The sequence below is a fragment of the Frondihabitans peucedani genome, from assembly GCF_039537585.1.
Taxonomy (GTDB): Bacteria; Actinomycetota; Actinomycetes; order Actinomycetales; family Microbacteriaceae; genus Frondihabitans; species Frondihabitans peucedani.
The window spans coordinates 70641-90701 of sequence record NZ_BAABAU010000001.1; the positions used below are offsets into that span (position 1 = coordinate 70641).

General features: G+C 69.4%; 17 protein-coding genes. 8 read left to right on the forward strand and 9 right to left on the reverse strand.

The features are described 5' to 3' along the window. Positions 1-25: 25 nt before the first annotated feature. Both ABD733_RS00300 and ABD733_RS00305 read right to left on the reverse strand, forming a co-directional pair. On the reverse strand, positions 26-2044 hold the full coding sequence (locus tag ABD733_RS00300; RefSeq protein WP_344793046.1) for a hypothetical protein: 2019 nt from the start codon (positions 2042-2044) through the stop codon (positions 26-28). A 177-nt stretch (positions 2045-2221) separates the two neighbouring features. Continuing rightward, positions 2222-3037 (reverse strand): phospholipid scramblase-related protein, encoded by an 816-nt coding sequence (locus ABD733_RS00305; protein WP_344793047.1) that lies wholly within the window; start codon positions 3035-3037, stop codon positions 2222-2224. Positions 3038-3202: 165 nt separating this feature from the next. On the opposite strand from ABD733_RS00305, the gene ABD733_RS00310 reads away from it, so the two are divergent. From ABD733_RS00310 to ABD733_RS00325, 4 genes are all read left to right on the forward strand, one after another. Beyond that, on the forward strand, positions 3203-5311 hold the full coding sequence (locus tag ABD733_RS00310; RefSeq protein ID WP_344793048.1) for an AAA family ATPase: 2109 nt from the start codon (positions 3203-3205) through the stop codon (positions 5309-5311). Then, positions 5298-6536 carry an McrC family protein gene (locus tag ABD733_RS00315; RefSeq protein ID WP_344793049.1) on the forward strand — a complete coding sequence of 413 codons (1239 nt, stop codon included), beginning with the start codon at positions 5298-5300 and terminating at the stop codon, positions 6534-6536. Before ABD733_RS00310 ends, ABD733_RS00315 begins: the two co-directional genes overlap by 14 nt. Positions 6537-6947: 411 nt before the next feature. Further along, positions 6948-7739, forward strand: coding sequence for an SDR family oxidoreductase (locus tag ABD733_RS00320; RefSeq protein ID WP_344793050.1), 792 nt, complete (start codon positions 6948-6950; stop codon positions 7737-7739). 104 nt (positions 7740-7843) lie between these two features. Continuing rightward, complete coding sequence (locus ABD733_RS00325; protein ID WP_344793051.1) at positions 7844-8560, forward strand: hypothetical protein; 717 nt, start codon at positions 7844-7846, stop codon at positions 8558-8560. 38 nt (positions 8561-8598) lie between these two features. On the opposite strand, the gene ABD733_RS00330 is transcribed toward ABD733_RS00325, so the two are convergent. Next, positions 8599-8910 (reverse strand): hypothetical protein, encoded by a 312-nt coding sequence (locus ABD733_RS00330; protein WP_344793052.1) that lies wholly within the window; start codon positions 8908-8910, stop codon positions 8599-8601. A gap of 235 nt (positions 8911-9145) precedes the next feature. Here ABD733_RS00330 and ABD733_RS00335 point away from each other — a divergent pair, with 235 nt between their 5' ends. Then, complete coding sequence (locus ABD733_RS00335) at positions 9146-9676, forward strand: hypothetical protein (protein WP_344793053.1); 531 nt, start codon at positions 9146-9148, stop codon at positions 9674-9676. 245 nt (positions 9677-9921) lie between these two features. Further along, positions 9922-10632 (forward strand): hypothetical protein, encoded by a 711-nt coding sequence (locus ABD733_RS00340; protein ID WP_344793054.1) that lies wholly within the window; start codon positions 9922-9924, stop codon positions 10630-10632. A 76-nt stretch (positions 10633-10708) separates the two neighbouring features. Here the strand turns inward: ABD733_RS00340 and ABD733_RS00345 are convergent, their stop codons facing one another. Genes ABD733_RS00345 through ABD733_RS00370 form a run of 6 tightly spaced genes read right to left on the reverse strand, consistent with a single transcriptional unit; the run spans position 10709 to position 19093 of the window. Beyond that, a complete protein-coding gene (locus ABD733_RS00345; RefSeq protein ID WP_344793055.1) occupies positions 10709-11335 on the reverse strand; it encodes a hypothetical protein in 627 nt (208 codons plus the stop codon). Then, positions 11332-15393, reverse strand: coding sequence for a type VII secretion protein EccCa (gene eccCa, locus ABD733_RS00350; RefSeq protein WP_344793056.1), 4062 nt, complete (start codon positions 15391-15393; stop codon positions 11332-11334). Before eccCa ends, ABD733_RS00345 begins: the two co-directional genes overlap by 4 nt. Further along, positions 15390-16337: a P-loop NTPase family protein gene (locus ABD733_RS00355; protein WP_344793057.1), complete on the reverse strand. Its 948-nt coding sequence runs from the start codon at positions 16335-16337 to the stop codon at positions 15390-15392. The genes eccCa and ABD733_RS00355 overlap by 4 nt, the downstream gene beginning before the upstream one ends. After that, positions 16334-17740, reverse strand: coding sequence for an EsaB/YukD family protein (locus tag ABD733_RS00360; protein WP_344793058.1), 1407 nt, complete (start codon positions 17738-17740; stop codon positions 16334-16336). The genes ABD733_RS00355 and ABD733_RS00360 overlap by 4 nt, the downstream gene beginning before the upstream one ends. Next, the gene (locus tag ABD733_RS00365; RefSeq protein ID WP_344793059.1) at positions 17737-18027 is read right to left on the reverse strand and encodes a hypothetical protein; all 291 of its coding nucleotides are present in this window, start codon (positions 18025-18027) and stop codon (positions 17737-17739) included. Before ABD733_RS00365 ends, ABD733_RS00360 begins: the two co-directional genes overlap by 4 nt. Positions 18028-18073: 46 nt before the next feature. After that, positions 18074-19093 (reverse strand): RDD family protein, encoded by a 1020-nt coding sequence (locus ABD733_RS00370; protein ID WP_344793060.1) that lies wholly within the window; start codon positions 19091-19093, stop codon positions 18074-18076. Positions 19094-19390: 297 nt separating this feature from the next. Here ABD733_RS00370 and ABD733_RS00375 point away from each other — a divergent pair, with 297 nt between their 5' ends. After that, complete coding sequence (locus tag ABD733_RS00375) at positions 19391-19726, forward strand: WXG100 family type VII secretion target (RefSeq protein ID WP_344793061.1); 336 nt, start codon at positions 19391-19393, stop codon at positions 19724-19726. Positions 19727-19745: 19 nt separating this feature from the next. Next, positions 19746-20060 (forward strand): pore-forming ESAT-6 family protein, encoded by a 315-nt coding sequence (locus ABD733_RS00380; protein WP_344793062.1) that lies wholly within the window; start codon positions 19746-19748, stop codon positions 20058-20060. Position 20061: the final 1 nt, after the last annotated feature.

A 20061-nucleotide genomic window follows, 5' to 3' on the forward strand; every position in this document is an offset into this window, starting at 1 on the left:
GACGATCGCGACGGTGGAGTGCGGGTCAGTACTTCTTCGGGAGCGGCAGGTGCTCGCCTATGTAGCCGACGTAGATGCAGCCGGACTCGTCCAGGTCGTCCAGGTAGTGCAGACGCGGCGCGTAACCGTCGTTCTTTGTCGGCTTGAAGTGGGCGGCCATGAGTACCGTGCGCGCAGCTTCGTCTCTCGTCGGGGCAGGAAGGATCCGGTACGAGCGCAGTCTCGGATTGTTCAAGACACCGTCGCTCTCGGTGCGCGCATGTCGTTCGGTGGAGCACTTCGTACCCTGCGGAGAGGTGTCGTCCTCGAGATACGCATGGACGCTCCCGCTGAACGTTCCGTCCTTCCTGAAGGCGGCGTAATCGTGGAGTATTCGCAGAAACAACCAGAGACTGGACGCGTGGCGACCGAACCCGTCGTGCCGGCCGACTTTGAGCGCCGTGGCGACGTCGCCGGAGAAGACGACGTGGGTGGTGATCGGATGCGGCTGCTCGCCCTGCTTCGGGTCGAGGCGCGCCATGAGTTCGCTCATGTCCGGTGGGGCTGTCCATAGCTCAGACTCCTCGTCGAAGGCGTACGCCCTGTCGAACTCTCGAAGTTCGAGCAGTTGCCTCCGCAGTGTCTGAGTCATTCGGTAGGCGGCTTGAGAATCGTCTTCTGAGACCTTCAGCTCGAACTCGAGGGCATCGTTCTCCGAGCGCGCCGTCTTGAGATCGGCCTCGAGGGCCTCCGTCTTTCGGCGGAGTTCCTCGTTCTCCTCGTAGACGACTTCCTGATACTGGTCCTGCATTTCGATGAACTCGTCGAGTTCATCGAGGTGAGAGAGCTCGAACCTCGGTTTCTTCAGCCATCGCCCCACCATCGACGTGAGTCGTCGGAGCAAGGCTGTCACAGCCGGAGACGGCATTGGTCGAGCCGGATCGACTGGGCGGGGCGAATCGACTCCGCCGTGTTGCGTCTCGAGCAGATCTGGGGCAGTGCGCTCGAGTTCGACGAGCTCCTGCGCGTCCGACAGCGCAGGAGGCTCGGCCAGCGTCGGCGAGACCGGAACCGCAGGGAATGCTGGGCGAACCGGGTGGGACGACCGGTGGGTCTGAAGACGCTCTCGAACTTTGCTCGACCGCAGGACCCGCGCCTCTTCACGGGTGAGGATGCGGAAGGCGGCTTCCACGTCGTCGGGGAGAGTGAGTTTCAGGAATCGACGTCGAGCCTCCCGCGCATGTTGGATCTGAAGACCTTCGCGAACCCTGAGTCCGAGGAGCGAACGGGCGAGCGTGGTCGCACCGAGGTAGCGATGGCTGGCGCCGTCGGCAGGCGACTCGAGGTCGACACCAGGGGCGAAGGTGCGGATGTTTCCTCGCTCGACAGCGTGCGAGTCAGGGAGGAGGTGGGCGAGCCGCTCTCGAGCCTCGCCGGTCAGGATGAAGACTGTCGCCACTCCGACGCTGTCTTTCGTGAGCTGCTCCAAGACCTGCGTCCAGCCGTCCATCGTCTGGAGTCCCAGCGATGGTGCGATGATGACCGACGCCGTGCGATCAGGATCCTTGATGGCGCGGAAGACCTCTGGGACGTCCTGGATCTCCACGACTCGGGGACGGGCGTAGAGGCGAGTCGACCCGTCTCGCACGACCGCGTGCGACAGCAATTGCTTCACCAGGCGCGGCGGCCGGACGCGATCCGAGGCCTCGTCGTCGGTCGCTCCCTCGATGTCGACATCGACGACGAGTGTCTGCTCGTACTGCGAAGAAGCAGGCCGGTCGAGCGCGTAGATCGAGACGGTCCAGGTGCCGTAGGGGTTGATGTCGCGAAGCCGAATCAGCTGAAGCCGCGAGCCGCCCGCCTCGGCGGCCCACTTAGTGACAATCACCTCGACGTTGGGGCTGAGTACGTGGCGACCCTCGCCGGCCCATTCGTCTCGGGACATCGTTCCGCCCCGACGACCCTTCACCTTCGAGACGATCCAGTCATGAACCTGTTCGCCGGCGAGGTCGATCGCGCTCGTAGAATCTTCGAGACGCAGAATCGCCCGGTAGCCGACGGCCATTTTGTGGTTCCCCCTTGATGTGGTGCTTTGTCGATTAGAGCAGGTGCTCGGTCGGGGGCCCATCCCCCGAGCGGGTGGTTGCGCCTCTGATCTTTTTGCGGGCAGCCCAGTCACACCGGCCTTGCCGCACGCGGGCGTCGGCGCTCAAATTCGAAATGCTCCGGAATAGTGCGGACGTCAGCTCTGACCCTGTTGCAGGAGCGTGTCCAAGGCGAGCGCAGAAGCAATGACGAGAGAGTGCAAAGGCCCAGCAAGACTGCGGTTGATATGAACCACGTAGTTGTCGCTCTTGGTAAATGACTCCGCAAGGAGCCCGGACCAGGTCCTTGTTACCCGGGCTATCTCGACATTCATGGTGTCTTTGACGGAGAAGTCCCAAGCGCCCCGATCCTCCGCCTGAATCGTTGCCAGACGCTGTCCGGAAGCCTCGAGAGAGAACCGCGCTTTTCGGACCAAGCCGAAATTCTTCTGCGTGATCTGCCCGATTTCCGCGCCCTGGGAGTCCCGCAAAATCATCTTGGAGCGAATGAATGTCGTCGGCTGGATCAGCGTCATCATCACACGCTTCTCCCGGTCTAGGAACAGCAATCTGTGCTGTGAATCCTCGGAGCTCCAGCCCGTAGCTGTAGCCACCTTGCCCAAGATCGTCTTCCCGACCTCTCGCACAGAGCCGAGTTTGGAGCCAGCGCCGTCGAAGACCAGATACTCGGCATTGATCTCGATCAGCTTTGCCTTTTGGCTGACGACAAGTGTCGCCTCGGTGAAGAAGGACTTTTCGCCGCTCGTGGTCAGGGCCGCTGACTCATTGCGCCCGTCGGCCGCACCACTGGTGATCGCACTACCGGAGGCAGATGGGGCCCCGGCCAGAGGTGGATCGGAAGAAGGGATACCTCGGGAACTCACATGTTCAGTCCAACCAGTACCGTCCCAGAATCGCGTCTCAAAGCGTCCGAAGGGATCGGCGTGCCAGCCAGCGTCAGGTCGTGAAGTCACGTCGGCAGAGTATCGGAGCCTGGAGGACGCACTTGTCGGTGGCGAGCGCTAGGACTTCGAGGACTGGGAACGCTGACACGGTGACAGCAGAGCTTCATTCGGAAGGCAGGATCGGCTTCCCGGCGAGTCGATACGCTCTCGAATACAACGTGGCGAGGGGAACGCATGTCTGAACGAGATCAGTTGGCCGCACGAGTGCACCGGGCGCTTCAAATGTTGGCTGACGCGGAACACGGTGAGGCGCGTCGTGGAGACGTCTGGAACGATGCCGTCCGTCAGGTTGCCCTCACCCCGGAGGAAGCCGAAGAGACGAAGACCAAGGGGCGCATCCGGGGGATGACGAATTTCATGTTCGCGGCCTCTGATCTCGTGAACGCCGGGCTTATCACGCGCCAGAGAGGTCTCTGGACTATCACGGACGCGGGGCGTTCCGCGGCCCGTACCTCGGATGCAGCCGCGCTTCTCGACGAAGTCGTGCGAAAGTCGCGGACAGTGCAACGGGAGCGACGGGCGGCTCGGGCAGTGACTCTAGCTGACACGATCCTGCCTCCGACGGCGGGAGCGAGCCAAGTCCGTGACGCCGGTCGCGTCTTTGTGGAGCGGGGGCTTCGAGACGTTGATTCTGTCTTCGCCACGGGGCGACGCGTGTGGCGACGCGAAGTCGTTCAGGAGCTCCTCGAGAACTTCGTCGACCGTGACCTGGTCGAGGATGGTGCGTTCGGTGCGCGTCTGTCCCAGCAGTTGGGGCCGGTCAGTGATGACGCAAAGCTCTTGATGGCGGAGTTGGCGCTCTGGCAGGCGTTACCTCTGAAGGTGCCGGGTGAGATGAAGAAGCGGCAGCGGGTGACAACGATCCTGGAGTCGATGGACCGCGCCGTCGTTATTCCACGAGTTCTCGATGAGAGCCTCCGTGCTTACGCCTTCAACGCTGGTCGAGGAATGTCCTCCAACCTGTATCGGGGTCTCGCCCTCATCGTCAGACTGCTCGATGCCTGGCTCGTCCTGACGGCTGAGGTCCGCCAGACTGCGCTCGACGACCCTTGGGCATGGCGAGACTTCGTTCTCGGTCTTCCTGGGACCGCGTTCCCGACTCAGAGGTACGAGCTCCTCTATCTCGTCCATCCCGAGACGTTCGGCGAGGTGATCGCGCCCCTCCAACGCCAAGCCATTGTGGACGCATTCGCAGGAGAGCTGGATGAGGTATCAGGCGACGTCGACCTCGACTTCTTGAACGTCACCCTGGCGCTGCAGCAGAAGGACGGCGGTCCGATCAGGTACTACGACGCGCCGCACCACGCCCAGTGGGCGGGGACCGATCCGGAAGACAGGCAGGACGACGAGGACGGTCGCACTCCCGAGGACGTCTCCCGCTCCGGCAGGTCGGCGTTCCCACGAGCCGGCGCCGACCTCGCCGCCCGCCTCCACATCGACGAGCCTTGGCTCGACAGGACTCTCGCCCTGATCCAGCGCCGCCAGCAGGTCATCTTCTACGGTCCTCCCGGCACCGGTAAGACCTTCCTGGCGCGTGCGCTCGCGGAGCACGTGACGCACGCCACGACGGGCTCGACGATCATCGTGCAGTTCCACCCGACGTACTCGTACGAGGACTTCTTCGAGGGATTCCGTCCTTCGACCGGCGCGGATGGACAGCAGCTGGGCTTCTCACTCAGAAGGGGACCCCTGCGCCGATTGGCAGACGAGGCTGCGGTCAACCCCGAGGCGAACTACTTCCTGGTCATCGACGAGATCAACCGCGGCAACCTCGCGAAGATCTTCGGCGAGCTGTACTACCTGCTCGAGTACCGGGACAGCGAGATCGCGCTGCTCTACAGCGAGGAGCCGTTCACGCTTCCGGGCAACATCTTCTTCATCGGCACGATGAACACCGCCGACCGGTCGATCGCGATGCTCGACGCGGCGATGCGCCGTCGTTTCGCCTTCGTCGAGCTTCATCCGGAGACGGCACCCGTAGCGGGGCTCCTGGGCAGGTGGACGTCGCCGGAAGTGACCGACCAGCGCGATCTTCTGCTCGACGAGCTCAACCGTCGCATCGTCGACCACGACGCGAAGATCGGGCCCTCGTTCCTCATGCGCGATCTGCCAGGCGATGAACTCGACGGCGTCTGGACCTACGAGATCCTGCCCCTCCTCGCCGAGTACCACTATGCCGACGGCACCGACATCGAGGCTCGTTACGGGATCGGGGCGCTTCGGAGAGCGCTGAGGACAGCGGCGGCCGATGCGCCGGCGGGCTCTCGTGATGGAGACGCTTGATCTCAGCGAGGGTCGACGCATCGACGCGCTGGTGCTTCCGCGGACCATCTCAGCCGCACTCACCAGCGAGAACATCGCGACGCTCGTTCCTCGCCCTGAGGCGGACACGTACGAACTGAGCAACATCCGCAAGGTCGGCACGATCGTAATCGACGGGACGGTCGTCAGGATCCAGCCCAAGACGCCGATCCGACGCCTCTTCGCGCTGCTCGGCTATGCACGGGATCCCGCGGCGCTGTGGCGCGCGGACGACATCGAGTTCGACTCCGACGTGGACCTCTACAGCGCGGTCGCCCACGCGTTCGCTCGTTCTTCGAGCAGTGCTCTTGCAGGCGGAGTGCTCCGCGGGTACGTGGTTCGTGAGGAGGCGCTCCCGGTCGTGCGAGGACGATGGCGCGTGACCGACCAGATCACGCGACGGGCCGGGCAGATCCTGCCCCTCGAGGTCGTGTACGACGACTACGTCGACGACATCCCCGAGAACCGAGCCCTCAAGAGCGCGGCGATACGTCTGCTGCGCTTCCCGAATCTCCCGAAGTCGACGATCCTGTCGCTCCGGAGGACGCTTCGGCTCCTCGACGACGTCGCGACGCTGCCCGCAGGATCGGGGATGCCCGGGATTCGAATCGACCGCCGGAACGTCCGGTACCGCGGGGCGCTCGCGCTGGCGCGCCTCATCCTGACGGATTCGTCGCTCGAGCACCGGCAGGGGAGCGTCGTCGGTTCGGGGTTCCTCGTCGACTCGTGGACGGTCTTCGAGGATTTCGTCGGAGCTGCCCTCGGCGAGGCGCTCGAGCGTCGCGGAGGCATCGCGACCACTCAGTACAGGTCCTGGCTCGACACGGCGGGCCGGGTCTCGATCGCCCCGGATCTCATCTGGGAGGTCGACGGTCGGGTCGCGGCCTGCATCGACCTCAAGTACAAGATCGAGCACCGCGGCGCGTACCCGAACGCCGACCTCTATCAGCTCGTGGCCTACTGCACGCGGTTCGGGCTCGACACAGGCCATCTCGTCTACGCGGCCGGGGACTCAGAGCCTGGGATCGTCGACGTCGTGGACGGGCCGACGATTCTTCAGCACGCCCTCGACCTCGATGCTCCCTTCGGAGACCTGCTGGCTCAGGTCGACGAGTTGGCTGGATCGATCGCTCGATCCGAACACCGCGGCGGCTCTTCGTCGAGAATCGCCATGAGAGCCCCGTTCGACGCGCGCGTCCATCGCTGATTCAGGGCATCGGCGAAGGTGACGTCTTCGATCGCTGCCTTGCCCGGCGCGAGGCTGTACGGCCGAATCGGCGCGGTGAACTCGTCCTTCGTCATCGCGTAAGACCAGTGCGAGTTCTTCGGGTGATCGTCGTAGTCGTCGGCTCGGCCATAGACGAAGTCACCCGGGGGACGGCACTTCATGAGGGGCGTACGAGCCGTGAGGCCGCCGAAATGGACTGTTCCGACGGACACATCGAAAACGGGGGAGTCGGAGATGTTCAACAGGACGCCAAATTCATCCGCGGTGACAGTCGCGCGCTCTTCGACCATCTCAACATAAACAACAGGTGTAGTCTTACTCCGAGCCCGCACAACGGGCCGAACCGCCAGGAAGGCGAGCCTTCATCGCAGAAGTAGGAAGAGCATCCTGATGTCCAGCAGCACCCGATTCACCGACCGCGTCGTCCTCATCACGGGAGGTGGTTCCGGTCTCGGACGGGCCGCCGCCGTCCGTCTGGCGGGCGAGGGCGCCAAGCTCGCGCTCGTCGACACCTCCGAGGCGGGGCTTGCGGCGACGAAGGCGGCCGTCCTTGAGAAGGTGCCGGAGACAGAGATCCTGACGACCCTCGCCGACGTCTCGAAAGAGGCGGACGTCGACGCGTACGTGGCGGCGACGCTCGAGCGCTTCGGCAGGATCGACGGGTTCTTCAACAACGCGGGGATCGAAGGCAGGCAGAACCTCACCGAGGACTTCACGGCCGACGAGTTCGACAGGGTCGTCGCGATCAACCTTCGCGGGGTGTTCCTGGGGCTCGAGAAGGTCCTGAAGGTCATGCGCGAGCAGGGCTCGGGCTACGTCGTCAACACCGCCAGCGTCGGCGGGATCACGGGCATCGGCAACCAGTCGGGCTACGCGGCGGCCAAGCACGGAGTCGTCGGGCTCACCCGCAACTCGGGGATCGAGTACGGCCAGTACGGCATCCGCATCAACGCGATCGCCCCCGGCGCGATCTGGACGCCGATGGTCGAGAACTCCATGAAGCAGCTCGACGCCGAGAACCCGCGGAAGGCCGCCGAGGAGTTCATCCAGGTCAACCCGACCAAGCGCTACGGCGAGGCGGACGAGATCGCGTCGGTCGTCGCGTTCCTGCTGTCGGATGACGCGTCGTACGTGAACGCCGCTGTTCTGCCGATCGATGGCGGGCAGTCGATCAAGTACTGATCCCGTCCGCAAGGCGGGGCGTGCGGCCAGGGTGGGCGGAAATTCCCGCCCAGAAGGTCCGCGCACGGTCTGCCACGCCCCGCAACCAGTGCCAGACTTGCCAGGTGACCCTCGCAGACCTCCCCTGGATCTTCTCCGACCAGCGCCCGCACGGCGTGCTCCGCTACGACCACGACGACGTCGACTGGGTCGCAGCAGACGGCAAGTCGCCGCTCGGCGTCGTGCAGAAGGTGACGCCGGAGGCCGAGTTCGAGGTCAGCTTCGTCGTGCCGGGCAATGTGCCGCCGACGTCCGAGCTGCTCGACTCCGCGCTGCCCGAGCTCAACCTCCTGCTCGCCTACGAGTACGGCGACGACCCGTCCGAGCTCATCGTCACGCCGTCGGTCGACGAGTCGACGAACGACATCATCGTGACCTGGTCGAAAGACGCTCCGCCCACCGTCGAGGGCTTCGCCGAGGCGGCAGCCGAGATGAAGTGGACCGACGAGCAGAGCGCCGAGGTCGAGCGGTGGATCGGCGAGACGGTCGACCTCGCTCGCCGCACCCAGTCGCACGTCGAGATCACGGCCGAGCGCGTCGTCGACGACATCGCCAACGGCTTCACGGTCTCGATGCCCTTCGGCGACAACGAGAACATCGACGGCGGCTACATCGCCACGTTCCTCCTGCCGACCGACACCGAAGACGACGACCTCGACCCCGACGACGTCAAGGAGCTGGGCCTCGAGGGTGCCCGCGCCTGGGCCGGTGTCAGCACGCACTTCCCGGCGCAGTTCCTCCTCGAGGCGTGCGGCTACTTCGGCTTCGAGGTCGTCGAGTAGAGCCGGAGCGAGCGCGGGCTGTCGGGCTCGCGCGTTCGTCAGCGCGCGACGACGAGCAGCTGCGCGAACGCGATGGCGCTGAGGCCGGCGACACTGCAGGCCGCGATGCTGACGCCCGTGACGATGCGCTCGCGGTGACGCTCGGCGGCGCGACGGGTGATCCTGCTCTCCGCTTCCGCTGACACCTCGGCGGCGATGAGCGCGGCGACGGTCCTCGCCTCGCCAGAGACGATCGGCGCCGCCATCCTCTGGCTGCTGATCTCGCGGACGACCGCCTGGTCGCCGGAACGCGCCTGACGACGTCGGCGCGGTGCCGGTCCTGCGAGCGGAGTGAATGTGATCGTGCCCATGGTCCCGATCCTTCTGTGCGTGATGCCTGCTGTGGCTTCACAGGAGATTCGGAGCATAGCGCCGAAGGGATTGCCGACGGGGACGCAGGGCAGCCCGGGTCGCGCAATACGGCCAGAGGCGGTGCGTGCGGAGTGGCAGGGGCTCCCGATGAGGTCTGCAGGATCCTGCGATCGCTCGTTCTCTCGGACCGGCGCCGCTCCTTCTCCGGTCGCCCACCGCGACGTACGCTGAGGCATGGCAGTGCAGAACGCGACGATCGTGACCGTGGTAGGCGCAGGATCAGCCGAGGTCATCGCCTCCCTGGGCTCACTGCGCGGCGTCGAGGCTCTCCAGCTCGGCTCGGCAGACGCCGAATCGACTGCGCGCATCAGCGCCGCCCGAGGACCGTACGTGGTCCACGACGCCGACCCCCTCGAGCACGTCGCCGCCGCCTGGGTGGAGTTCTTCGACGACCGGTCGACCCTCGGCACGCTCGAGCTCGAGGTGTCGGTGGCGCTGGAGGGCTTCGCGGCGGGCGAGCGGGTCATGCCCGACTACTACGTCGTGCTCGATCCCGAGTCGATCGAGGGGACGTGGCGTCACTGGTGGTTCGGGGCGCTGGGGTCGCACGGGGTCCGTCGGGTCGTCCCGGCTCCTGCCGCGGCGTGGCCGGTGCGGCGGCTGCTGGGTCGGCTTCCGCAGGCTCCCGGTTGGGCGGCGCCTCGCGACTGGCTGCCGGGCCTGCCGTTCGTGGTGCCGGATCGCGTGGGGTTCGGCGGCGCGTGAGGGGCCGGTTCAGTCGGCGATCCCGCTGATCACGGCGGGTCGGACGCGGCCCGCCTCCAGGCGGTCTCGATGGACCACACGATCTGAGGCGTGGGCTGGTGCTCCCAGAAGCGCAGGACCGTCCAGCCGAGTGCTTAGGCCGAGTGCCAAGGCCGACTGGCTGTGCCGCCAGCGCACGCGGCGCTCGCACATCGCCTAAGCTCCTCCCAGATCAGGGCCCGAACCCGACGATCTGGAGAGACGCAGTGCCCCACGACGCAGAGTCGCGCCGAGAGCAGTCCGGTGCCGACGCTCGCCCGCGCCCGGAAGACCACCATGGCCCCGATCCCGCGTCGACGCCGCCAGAGCGCCGAAGCGGCACGGGCTTCGGAGCGAGCTGGCAGCGGACGGGCGGCGGGCTGCTCGTAGTGGCCGCGATCCTGCAGCTCGGTGCGACCTGGCTGGAGCACGTCGTCCTCGGGGCGGGCGTCTCCGTGCCGGTCTTCGTGGTGTTCGTCGCCGTGTCGAGCGCCTCCGCCCTGCTGCTCGGCGCCGCCGGATTCGCCCTCGCCCGACTCGGGATCGTCGGCACCTCGGCGACGGGCCGCTTCGCCCTGCGCGCCGCGGGCCTCTGCTGGATCGGCGGGCGCGCCGCCTACCTGGCCTACACGTACTTCCTCCCGCCGTCGACGGCGAACTCGTGGTTCGTCGTGCTGTCGACGGTCCTCCTCTGGCTGACCATCGCCTTCGCTCTCGTCGCCGCCATCGACATCGCCGCGCGCAGGATCGCCTGGGGCCCGGCCCGCGGGAGCCTCCTCCTCGCACTCGGCGTGGCCGTCGTCGTGGGCCTCGCCGTGCCCGCCTCCGGGTCGGCCCTGGCCGTCACCCTCCTCGAGAGCGTGTCGGCGCTCGGGCAGGTGTTCGTCGGGGTGACCTACGTCGTCGCTGCAGGGCGTGACCCGTGGATCGGCGGCTGACGCTCACGGCGATCCCGTCGCTCGACGACCGCTAGACGCCCCACGGCGGCCAGAGGCCCTCAGCGCCCCGGCAGGATCAGCGCGCCCGCCGGTGCATCGCCAGGAGCTCCCCGGTTCGTTGAGCCAGCGCCGCCTGGCCGCGGCGGGTGGCGAGCGCGAGGCGGGTCAGCGGGATGCGGCCGCCGATGGCGAGCGCCTCGTCGCGCGGGAAGACGACGACGCTGCCCTGGCCGAACCGGTCGCGGAGCTCGGCGACACTGCGGGACGCGGCCCGAGTCGATCCTGCGGGGCCTTGGGCTCCGTTGGCGACGACGAGGAGGCGCGACGTCCCTGCCGCGCCGAAGCGCGCGGCGGCCGCGGTCAGCAGGTCGGCCGCCGACGTCAGCCCGGACGGGGTCGCCGGGGTCACCGCGACCACGAGGTCGTGAGGGGCCTCCAGAGAGTCAATGCCGCCGGTGAACGCGTGCGGGCCGAGGTCGTGGAGAGCGAGCGAGTCGTCGAGGTCGGCCACGTCGTCGCCGTTCGTGAGGCGGACGCCGAGGTCGCCGCCAGAGTGGTCGTAGAGGACGGGCGCGCCCTCCAGCGAGTGGCGGAGGGACTCGAAGACGAGAGCGGCGATGGTCGTGGTGCCGGTGCCGCCCGCGGTTCCGGCGAGGACGATCCGGACGCCCCGGATCTCGCGCCTCGACGGGAAGTCGCTCACGGGGTGCCCCCGACCGTGGGCGCCGCGGAGCCGGCAGGAGCAGCGGCAGTAGCAGCGCCAGCGGCAACACCCTCAGGAGCCGCACCGCCAGCGGCGACACCGACAGCAGCCGCAGCGCCGGCGAGGGCCTCCCGCCCCGCGAAGTGCGCCACCTGCGCGATGAACGGCCGCTCGCCGCGCCGCACGAAGCGGCCCCGCCCCGGCAGCATCGGCTCCGCGTACAGCTGCGGCAGGATCTGCCCCTCCGCGCGCTCGCCCGACATCAGGAACGTGCTTCCGCCGGTGTCGCGGAGCGCCTGAAGGGCAGGGTCGTAGAGGGCTCGCTGCAGGCCGGCGACCGGGCGCGCGAGCACCACGTGGAGGCGGAGGTCTCGCGCCGACGGGAGGTACGGCATCAGCGGCAGGAGCGGCTCGGTGCCGCCGGAGGCGAGGATGTCGAGGTCGTCGGCGACGACGATGATGCGGGGCCCGGCGGTCCGGTCGGCTGCCGCCTGGCGTTTCGACAGCTCCTCGGCGATGGCCGCCGACAGCTGCCGGGCCTCGATCGCCGAGGACGCGTATCCGCCGAGGTAGTCGTCGGGGCAGACGTCGCGGAGGGTGCCGCGGGCGTCCATGACCGCGATGACGAGCTCCTCGGGCGAGAACCGGTCGACGAGCCCCTCGACGAGGCCGCGGAGGAGGGTCGTCTTGCCGGAGCCGCCGTCGCCGAAGACCGACAGGTGCTGGTCGACGTGCGCGAGGTCGACGAGGGCGGGCTGCATCGTGTCCTGACGCAGTCCGATCGGGATCCGGTCGGGCTCCTCGAACGGGTCGGGGAGCTCGTCGGCGGAGTAGTCGGACGGCAGCAGGCGGATGGGAGCGGCGCCCGGGCCGTTCCAGCTCTCGGCCGCCCTCGCGGCGAGGTCGGAGAGCGCTTCGGCGACCCCGTCGTCGTCGACGTCGTCCATGATCGGGAGGGCGATCTGCGCGAACAGGCGGTCTTCGGTGACGAGGCGCCCTCTCTGCTCCGCCCGGATGGTCTGCGCGAGCTTCCGTTCGATGACCGAGTCGCTCGGGTCGTTCAGTCGGAGCTCCAGGCGCGTCCCGATGAGCGGCTGGAGGTTCATGCGCACCTCGTTCCAGCGGGTGAGCGCGAGGATCACATGGATCCCGAACGACGAGCCTCGAGCCAGGAGCTCTGACAGCGGTGTGTCGAAGCGCTCGAACTCGTCGCGGATCGCGCCGTACCCGTCGACGAGCAGGATGACGTCGGCCGACGGCAGCTCGGAGAGGTCGCCGGCCGCGTGGCGCGCCCGCAGCATCGCCAACGAGTCGATCCCGCGTTCGCGGAAGACGCGCTCCCGGGTCGCGAGCATCAGCTGCAGCTCTTCGAGCAGGCGCTGGACGCGCGCAGGATCGGCCCGGGTCGCCACCCCTCCGACGTGCGGGAACGCCTCGATCCGGTTCAGCCCGCCGCCCGACAGGTCGAGCCCGTAGACCGACACCTGCCTCGGCGTCGTGGTGAGGGCGGTGGCTGCCGCGAGCGTCCGGAGGAAGGTCGACCGGCCCGACTGCGGCGCCCCGATGATCGCGGCGTGTCCGCCGCTCCGGGTGAGGTCGAGCCGCCACGGGCCCTGGTCCTGCTGCACGGGGTCGTCGAGGAGCCCGAGCGGGACGCGGAGGGCGTCGTCGAGCTCGCGGCGGTCGGAGACCACCCGGGACAGCGCGAGGCGCGGCGGCAGCGGCGGGAGCCAGACCGGATTCACGGCGCGCTGGGCGGAGCGGAGCCGGTCGACGGCCTCGTCGACGAGGGCGCGTCCGACCGCCGGCCGCTCGAGCTCCTCCTCGCCCTGTCCTCCGTCGGCGTCGCGGGAGGCGAGGGAGTTGAAGACGGGGAGGATCAGCGGTTCGGGGCGCTCCCCGGGATCCTGCGTTCGGATGGCGACCTGGTCGACCGGCGCGGAGACGTAGCCCGCGCGGAAGCGCTTGTAGATCGAGGTGTCGACCTTGAGGTAGCCGTAGCCGGGGATCGCGGGGAGGTGGAAGGCGTCGGGGCGGTCGAGGATCGTCGACGACTCGGCCTCGGAGAAGGTGCGGAGGCCGATCCGGTAGGAGAGGTAGGTGTCGAGGCCGCGGAGCTTGCCCGCCTCGATGCGCTGGCTCGAGAGGAGGAGGTGGATGCCGATGGAGCGGCCGATGCGGCCGATGGTCATCAAGAGCTCGATGAACTCCGGCTCGGCGGTGAGCAGCTCGCCGAACTCGTCGATGACGAGGAGGAGGTGGGGGAGCGGCGGCAGCTCGGGCCGGGTGAGGCGGAGCTCCCGGTAGTGGGTGATCGACGGCGAGCTGTCGGCGTCGCGGAGCACCTTCTGGCGGCGGACGACCTCGCCCGCGATCGAGGCGCGGGCGCGCTCGGTGAGCCCCGCGTCGTCCTGGAGGTTGTCGATGATGCCGGCGACGTGGGGAAGCCCGGCGAACGCGGCGAACGCGGCGCCGCCCTTGTAGTCGACGAGGACCATGCTGAGGTCTTCGGGCGAGTGCGAGAGTCCGAGCCCGAGCACCAGGGTGCGGAGCATCTCGCTCTTGCCCGACCCGGTCGCACCTATGCAGATGCCGTGCGGGCCCATGCCGAGCTGGGCCGACTCCTTCAGGTCGAGCAGGATCGGGGCGCCGAAGTCGTCGAGGCCGATGGGCACCCGCAGGAAGTCGCGCGGCGACCTCGCGACCCACGTCGTCTCGGGAGACACGGCCGTGACGTCGCTGATGCCGAGCAGGTCGGTCACGCTGATCCCCTCGACCGACTCCGCCTCGTCTTGAGCGGTGAGGCTCAGGCGGAGGGGAGCGAGGGAGCGGGCGAGCGTCTCGAAGAGCGGGGTCGGGACGCGGTCGAGCCGCAGAGTGTCCTCGACGACCTCGCCTTTCTTCTCGACCCGCGCGTCGGTGACGGTCGCGACTCCGCCGGCGGCCGTCACGCGGACAGTGACGTTCGACGGCTCGTGCAGGCGGTCGCTCAGGAGGTGCACCGCTGTGACCCGCAGGTCGGTCAGGTCGAGGTCGGCGTCGGGGACCGGGAGGGCGCTCGCCACGTGGCCGTAGTCGTCGACGAAGACGACGAGGCGCGACTGCTCGGCCTGGTCGCTCGATCCTGCGCTCCTCTTCGCCGTCGCCGCGAACTGCGCGCGGTCGGCCAGCTCGCCCCCGACGACCCGGAGGAGCGCCGTCGTGTCGGCGGCGACGCGCCGCGCGGGGACCGGGCCGTCGAGCAGGTCGTCGTCGACCACGTGCGGGAGGAGGTCGAAGCCCTGCCAGTCGTCGGCGGACGCCTCCGGGAACGCGGCCGCGAGGTGGAGGTCGTCGGGGGAGTGGAGCGCCGCGAGCTGCATGACGAGCGATCGCGCAGCCGCGAGGACGTCGTCGCGGTCTCCGATGAGGGCCACGTGACCGGCGCGGTCGAGATCGACGGTGACGGGCATGCCGGCGACCGTCGAGTAGTGGTCGACGACGGTCTGAGCCTCGCCCTGCATGATCGGGTCGAAGGGCTGGACCGGGTTCTCGTCGCGGGGGAGGGCCAGGTCGAACCAGCGGACGTCGCCGACGCCGAGCCGGACGTCGAGGAAGTCGTCGTCGCCGCGCCGCCGTTCCCAGAGCCGCGCCGGGTCACGGACCAGCTCGGGCAGCGCCGCCGGCTCGGGGTTGAGCGTCGAGGCCTTCGCCCGCACCTCGCGGGCCCGCTGCCGCATGCGCCCCCGCGTCTTCTCGAGGAAGTCGAGGTAGCGCTCCCGCTGGGTGCGGCGCGTGCGAGCGGCGTTGCCGCGCTGCGACAGCGTCATGCCGAGCCCGCCGACGAGGGCCACGACGAGCACGAGCGCGCCCACCACCATGAAGACGGGGTTGGCGTTGCGGAGCACGACGATCATCACGATGGACGACAGCGACCCGACGACGGGCAGGAGCGTCTGGATCGGGATCCCGCCGACCGGCCCCTCGGTGAGAGCGGGCGGCGGGGCGAGCTGCTCCTCGTCATCCGCGCGGAGCGGCCGGCTGACGCGCGTGGGACGGTGGACGAGGCGCCGGGTCATGCGTCGACCCCCCGGCGCGCTCGGGAGCGGGAGACGACGGCTGCTGCCACCGGTGTCGGATCGAGGGTCCGCCCGGCGGCGGCCGGGGCGGACTGCGCGGCAGACCGGACCCTGGGCATCAGCTCGGCGGCGAGCCGCGTGAGAGCGAGGCGCGACCGTGACGAGAGCCGGTCGCTCGAAACCGGCGCCGCCGACGACCGCGCAGGATCGAAGGGAACGCGGATGATCACGGAGCCGGCCCCCCAGCGCACCGCCTCCGGCGCTCGTCCGGCGGTGTCGCCGAGATCGACGGCCGCGACGACGACGTGCGGGCGGTTCTCGAGGGCCCGCAGGGCGTCGGCGACGGCGACAGCCTCTTCGAGCGAGGAGCGGTCGCCCCGAGCCACGAGACACACGGCGTGGCTTCCGGCGGCGACACCGCCGAGGTCGAGCTCGGGCCGCCGGACGCCCCAGTCGGTGCAGACGGCGTCGAAAAACCGCGTGATGGGGGCCACCGGTGTCGCCCAGTCGGACTCGGTCGCGGCGATGCCCGAGCCCGGTGCACGCACGTCGAGCGTGTACAGGCCGCTGGCGGCCCGGTGCAGGGAGGCGGAGGCGTCGGCGAAGCTCGTGGGGCGGAGCCGGCGCGCATCCGGGGTCGTGACGGGGGTGTGCAGGGGGTCGTCGGCCGTCGCTCCGACCTGCCAGAGGAGCGTGCGGGTGCCACCGGAGGCGTTGACCCCGAGGACCGGGCCCGGCCGCCGGTGGGCCAGGAGGCTCGCGACAGCGGCGGACACCGTGGAGGCGCCGGTCCCTCCGGTCAGCTGAGCGAAGGCGATCCGGTGGCTCAGGGAGAGCGGTGCGCGGATGACGCGGTCGGCGCCCTCGAGCTCGCGGACCCGGGCCGCCGTCGACGAGAAGACGGCGGTCGGCGCGGTCGCCAGGGCGGTCAGGATCCGGCTCACGAGCTGAACGACCCGAGGAGCTCGCCGAACACGCCGAAGCTGCCCAGGAGGAGGGGGATCAGGGCGATCACCGAGACGGTCTCGAGGATGTTTCCGAACCGCCGGAACGACGCGCGTTGATGGGCGGCGGGCTCCGCGACGACGAGAGCGACCACGACGACCGCGACGCCGGCGAGGGAGGCCGCTGCCAGTGCGGGCTCGCCGGCGAACCGCGAGACGACTCCGTAGAGAAGGGGGAGCAGCACCCCGAGCCAGAGTGGCCAGGCCTGCGCCGCGAGCGGGAACGCCCGCGTACGGAGCGCTCCGATGACAGCCACGACCGCCCCCAGACCGAGGATCCACGGATCGCCTGTGAGGGCGACGCCGAAGAGCGCGGCCGACAGGGCGCCCGCGACGGCGAAGGTGGTCCAGGTCAGCGTGCGGTAGGCACCGCCCACGGTCGTCAGCACGCCCTCGCGGTCGGCGAGTCGCCCGGTCATCACCTGGTCGTCCAGGCCGGTGAGACCCGACGCGCTCATGGCGTACCAGGGCACCAGCCCCACACCGACGACGGCCACGACCGCGACGATGGCCGCGGCCTCGGCGACGGGCCGACCGGCCGCGATGAACCCCGACACGAGCGCCAGCGACAGGATCGACCCGGCCACGCCGACGCCCGCTCCGAGGATCGCCGGACGATCGCGGCGCCCGAGGCCCGCCACGAGCAGGAGCGAGATCCACGCGAGGAGCAGGGTCGTCGCGACCGCCACGGGCCAGGTCCACTCGATGAGCTGCTCCTTCGTGGTGACGAAGGTGTCACCAGTCACGGAGGCACCGGAGGAGGGCGAAGCCAGGAGGGCGCCGAGCACCGGCCAGAGCAGCCAGAGCGCGACGGGCAGCGTCGTCCCGAGCGCGACGCCCAGCAGCACGCGGGCCACGGAGCGGCGGCGGGCGAGGCCGAGCCCCATGCCGGCGAGCGACGACACGGCCCACAGCGCGACCGGGATCACGGCGAGACCCGGGACCTGGAGGGCCTGGAGCGAGGCCACCAGGATCAGCGCCCCCGCTCCGCCCGCCCCGAGCATCGTGCGGTGCTCCGCCGACCACAGCCCCGCCCTCGAGGCGAGCGACTCGCTGACGGCGTCGGTCACGTCGCTGACCTCGGGCGGCGGCGGAGCCTCGTCGAGACGGAGCAGACGCAGGATCTCGCCGTCGGCCACGGTCTGCTCCGCCGCCGACAGCGTCGGGTCGAGCTGCTCGCCGGTGAGTCGCACCAGGGTCAGCGGGCGGGCGACCGAAGCCACCTGCTCGCCGAGGAGCTCCATGAGGCGGGGGATCAGGGCGCCGACGGACTCGTCGCTCGGGACCACGATGGTGGCTCGGCGGAGGGTGCCGACGATGGTCAGCCGCGTGAAGTCGGTCATCGGGCGGAGCCCCCGTTGCCCGTGCTGCTGCCGGTGCCTGTGCTGCTGCCGGTGCCCGTGTCCGTGCCCGTGCTGCTCTGGCTCGCCTGCGAGTTGATCGCGTTGATGACGAAGGAGGTGCCGACACAGCCCGCGCAGATCACCGCGGCGAGGACCATGCTGCCGACGAGCCGCCGCACGTTGTCGTTGACGTCGCGCCGCTCGGCGAGCTCGCCGATCAGGAACGCGCCTCGGAGGCGCGCCCGGTGGGTCTTGACCGACTCGAGGAGGATCGCGTCGTTGTTCATGGAGTCCGTCCGTTCCTCGGGTGCGGTTCGTCGTGCAGCGAGGCGGTCACGCCTGCGCCCCCGGCAGGATCTCGAGGGAGCGCTCGCCGAGCTCGACGCGCCACCCGATCGAGGCGGCCGTCCGGAGGCCCGGGACGAGCGGCCGCACCCCGCCGTCGGCGTCGACGATCGCGCTGCCGTTGGTCGTGTTCAGGTCGGTCACCCAGAGCAGGCCGTCACGCCAGTCGAAGAGCGCGTGCGTCCGGGAGAGGCTCCGCGACAGGTCGGGCAGCGCGTGCACTGCCGTGCCCGCCGCATCCGTCTCGGGATTCCGGCCCACGAGGAGCGGCCTGTCGAGGACGACCTCGTCACCGGAGTCGAACACGAGGCGGGCGGAGAGGAAGGAGGGGCCGGAGGTCTCGCCGACGGCGGAGGCCCGAGCGCCGTGGCGACGCCTTCGGGGAGCCGCGCCGGTCTCGACCGGCTGACCCGCGGGATCCTGCGCGTCGCCCCGCCGGGGCCTCTCGGCCGTGCTCGGAGACCCGCCGGTCGCCAGATGCTGCTCGGCGAGAGAGATCGGGGCGTGAGCGGGGGTGAGCGGGTCTCGGCCGCGTCGCAGGTCGGCGCTCAGCGACGAGCGGGGGCGCCACCGCGCCAGAGCACCGACGACCGCTGCCGGAATGGTCGGAGGGAGGGCGGTGAGGTTGTCGACGTGTCGGAGAGCGAGGAGGCGCAGGCCGAGCGTCCGGCCCGAGGAGCGCAGGATCACGAGTTGCACGGCCACTGCCGCGAGGGCCCCGACGACCGCGGCCAGCACCACGGCCGCGCGCGACCCGGTCTCGACGAGGGCCGAGGCCGCACCGACCGCCACCAGGACGGCGAGAGCGGCATCGATGAGGACGGCCAGGCGTCGTCTCGGCGCGGCCGCCTGCACGACCCCCGCCAGGAGGCCGCCGGTCTGCGACAGGGCGCCACCGCTGGCAGAAGGGAGCTGGCGCGCGCCGCACGTGGTGCAGAACTGGTCGTCGGACGGCAGGACCTGCGCGCAGCGAGCGCAGCTGAGGGAGCCGAGCAATGCGCCGCTCATGATGCCTCCCCCCGGTCGATCGTCTCTGAGCCCCCGATAGTAGCGGTCTCTCAGGGCCGCTTTTTCGTTGTCCACAGGCGGGGACAAAGTGCTGACAGCCGGCCGGGGGACAAAAAGGAGGTCGGGTTGCGAGCGCTCGCGGACATCGCGCAGGATGGTCCGTGGCCCCCGTTCCGGGGGTAGACCGGGTCGGTCTCCTGAGGAGTACAAGGGAGGGCGGCGGCACCTCGAGAAGGGGCGCAGCCGGTGCATCGAAGGCTCGGGGTCTCGGAGTCGCAGACGAAGGGGAGGACCGCTGTGAAGTTCGCAATGGGTGCCGACACGCTGGGCGTGCTCGGCAAGAAGACCGGAAGCGCCAACCAAGACCTGGGAGCGCAGGTGAAGTCGCTGCTGGCGGCCGCCGAGCCGCTCCAGGGCAAGTTCAACGGCCAGGGGCGCGCCGCTTTCGACCGCTTCAAGTCGCAGTCCGACCAGGTCGCGAACGAGCTGAACGCGTCGCTCGCGGCCGTGCTCCAGGGCATCGGCGGCATGAACACGTCGTTCGGCCAGGGCGACCAGCAGATGGCCGACGAGCAGTCGCAGGCGGCCGGCTCGGTCAACTTCGACGCGGCTCGCTTCGGCGGGTCGAAGTAACGCACGGGGGAGAGAGAACATGTCAGGCAACCAGGCAGACCGCCGCGACTACGACGTCGCCGCTTCGCAGACCGCGCAAGACAACTTCAACCGCGTCGCCTCCCAGCTCGAGGCGCTCATCGACCAGCGCGACGCGGATGTCCGTGCCGCGATGAGCGACTACCAGGCCGACGGCGTCTCCGACGAGTACCAGGCGAAGGAGCTCCGCTGGAAGAACGCCGCCGCCGAGGTGAAGCAGATCATCCAGACGCTCCGCACGTCGCTCGCCAGCAACGACGACACCGCGCAGGCGACCCTGCAGAAGGCGAAGACCGCGGTCGACAACATCGGCTGAC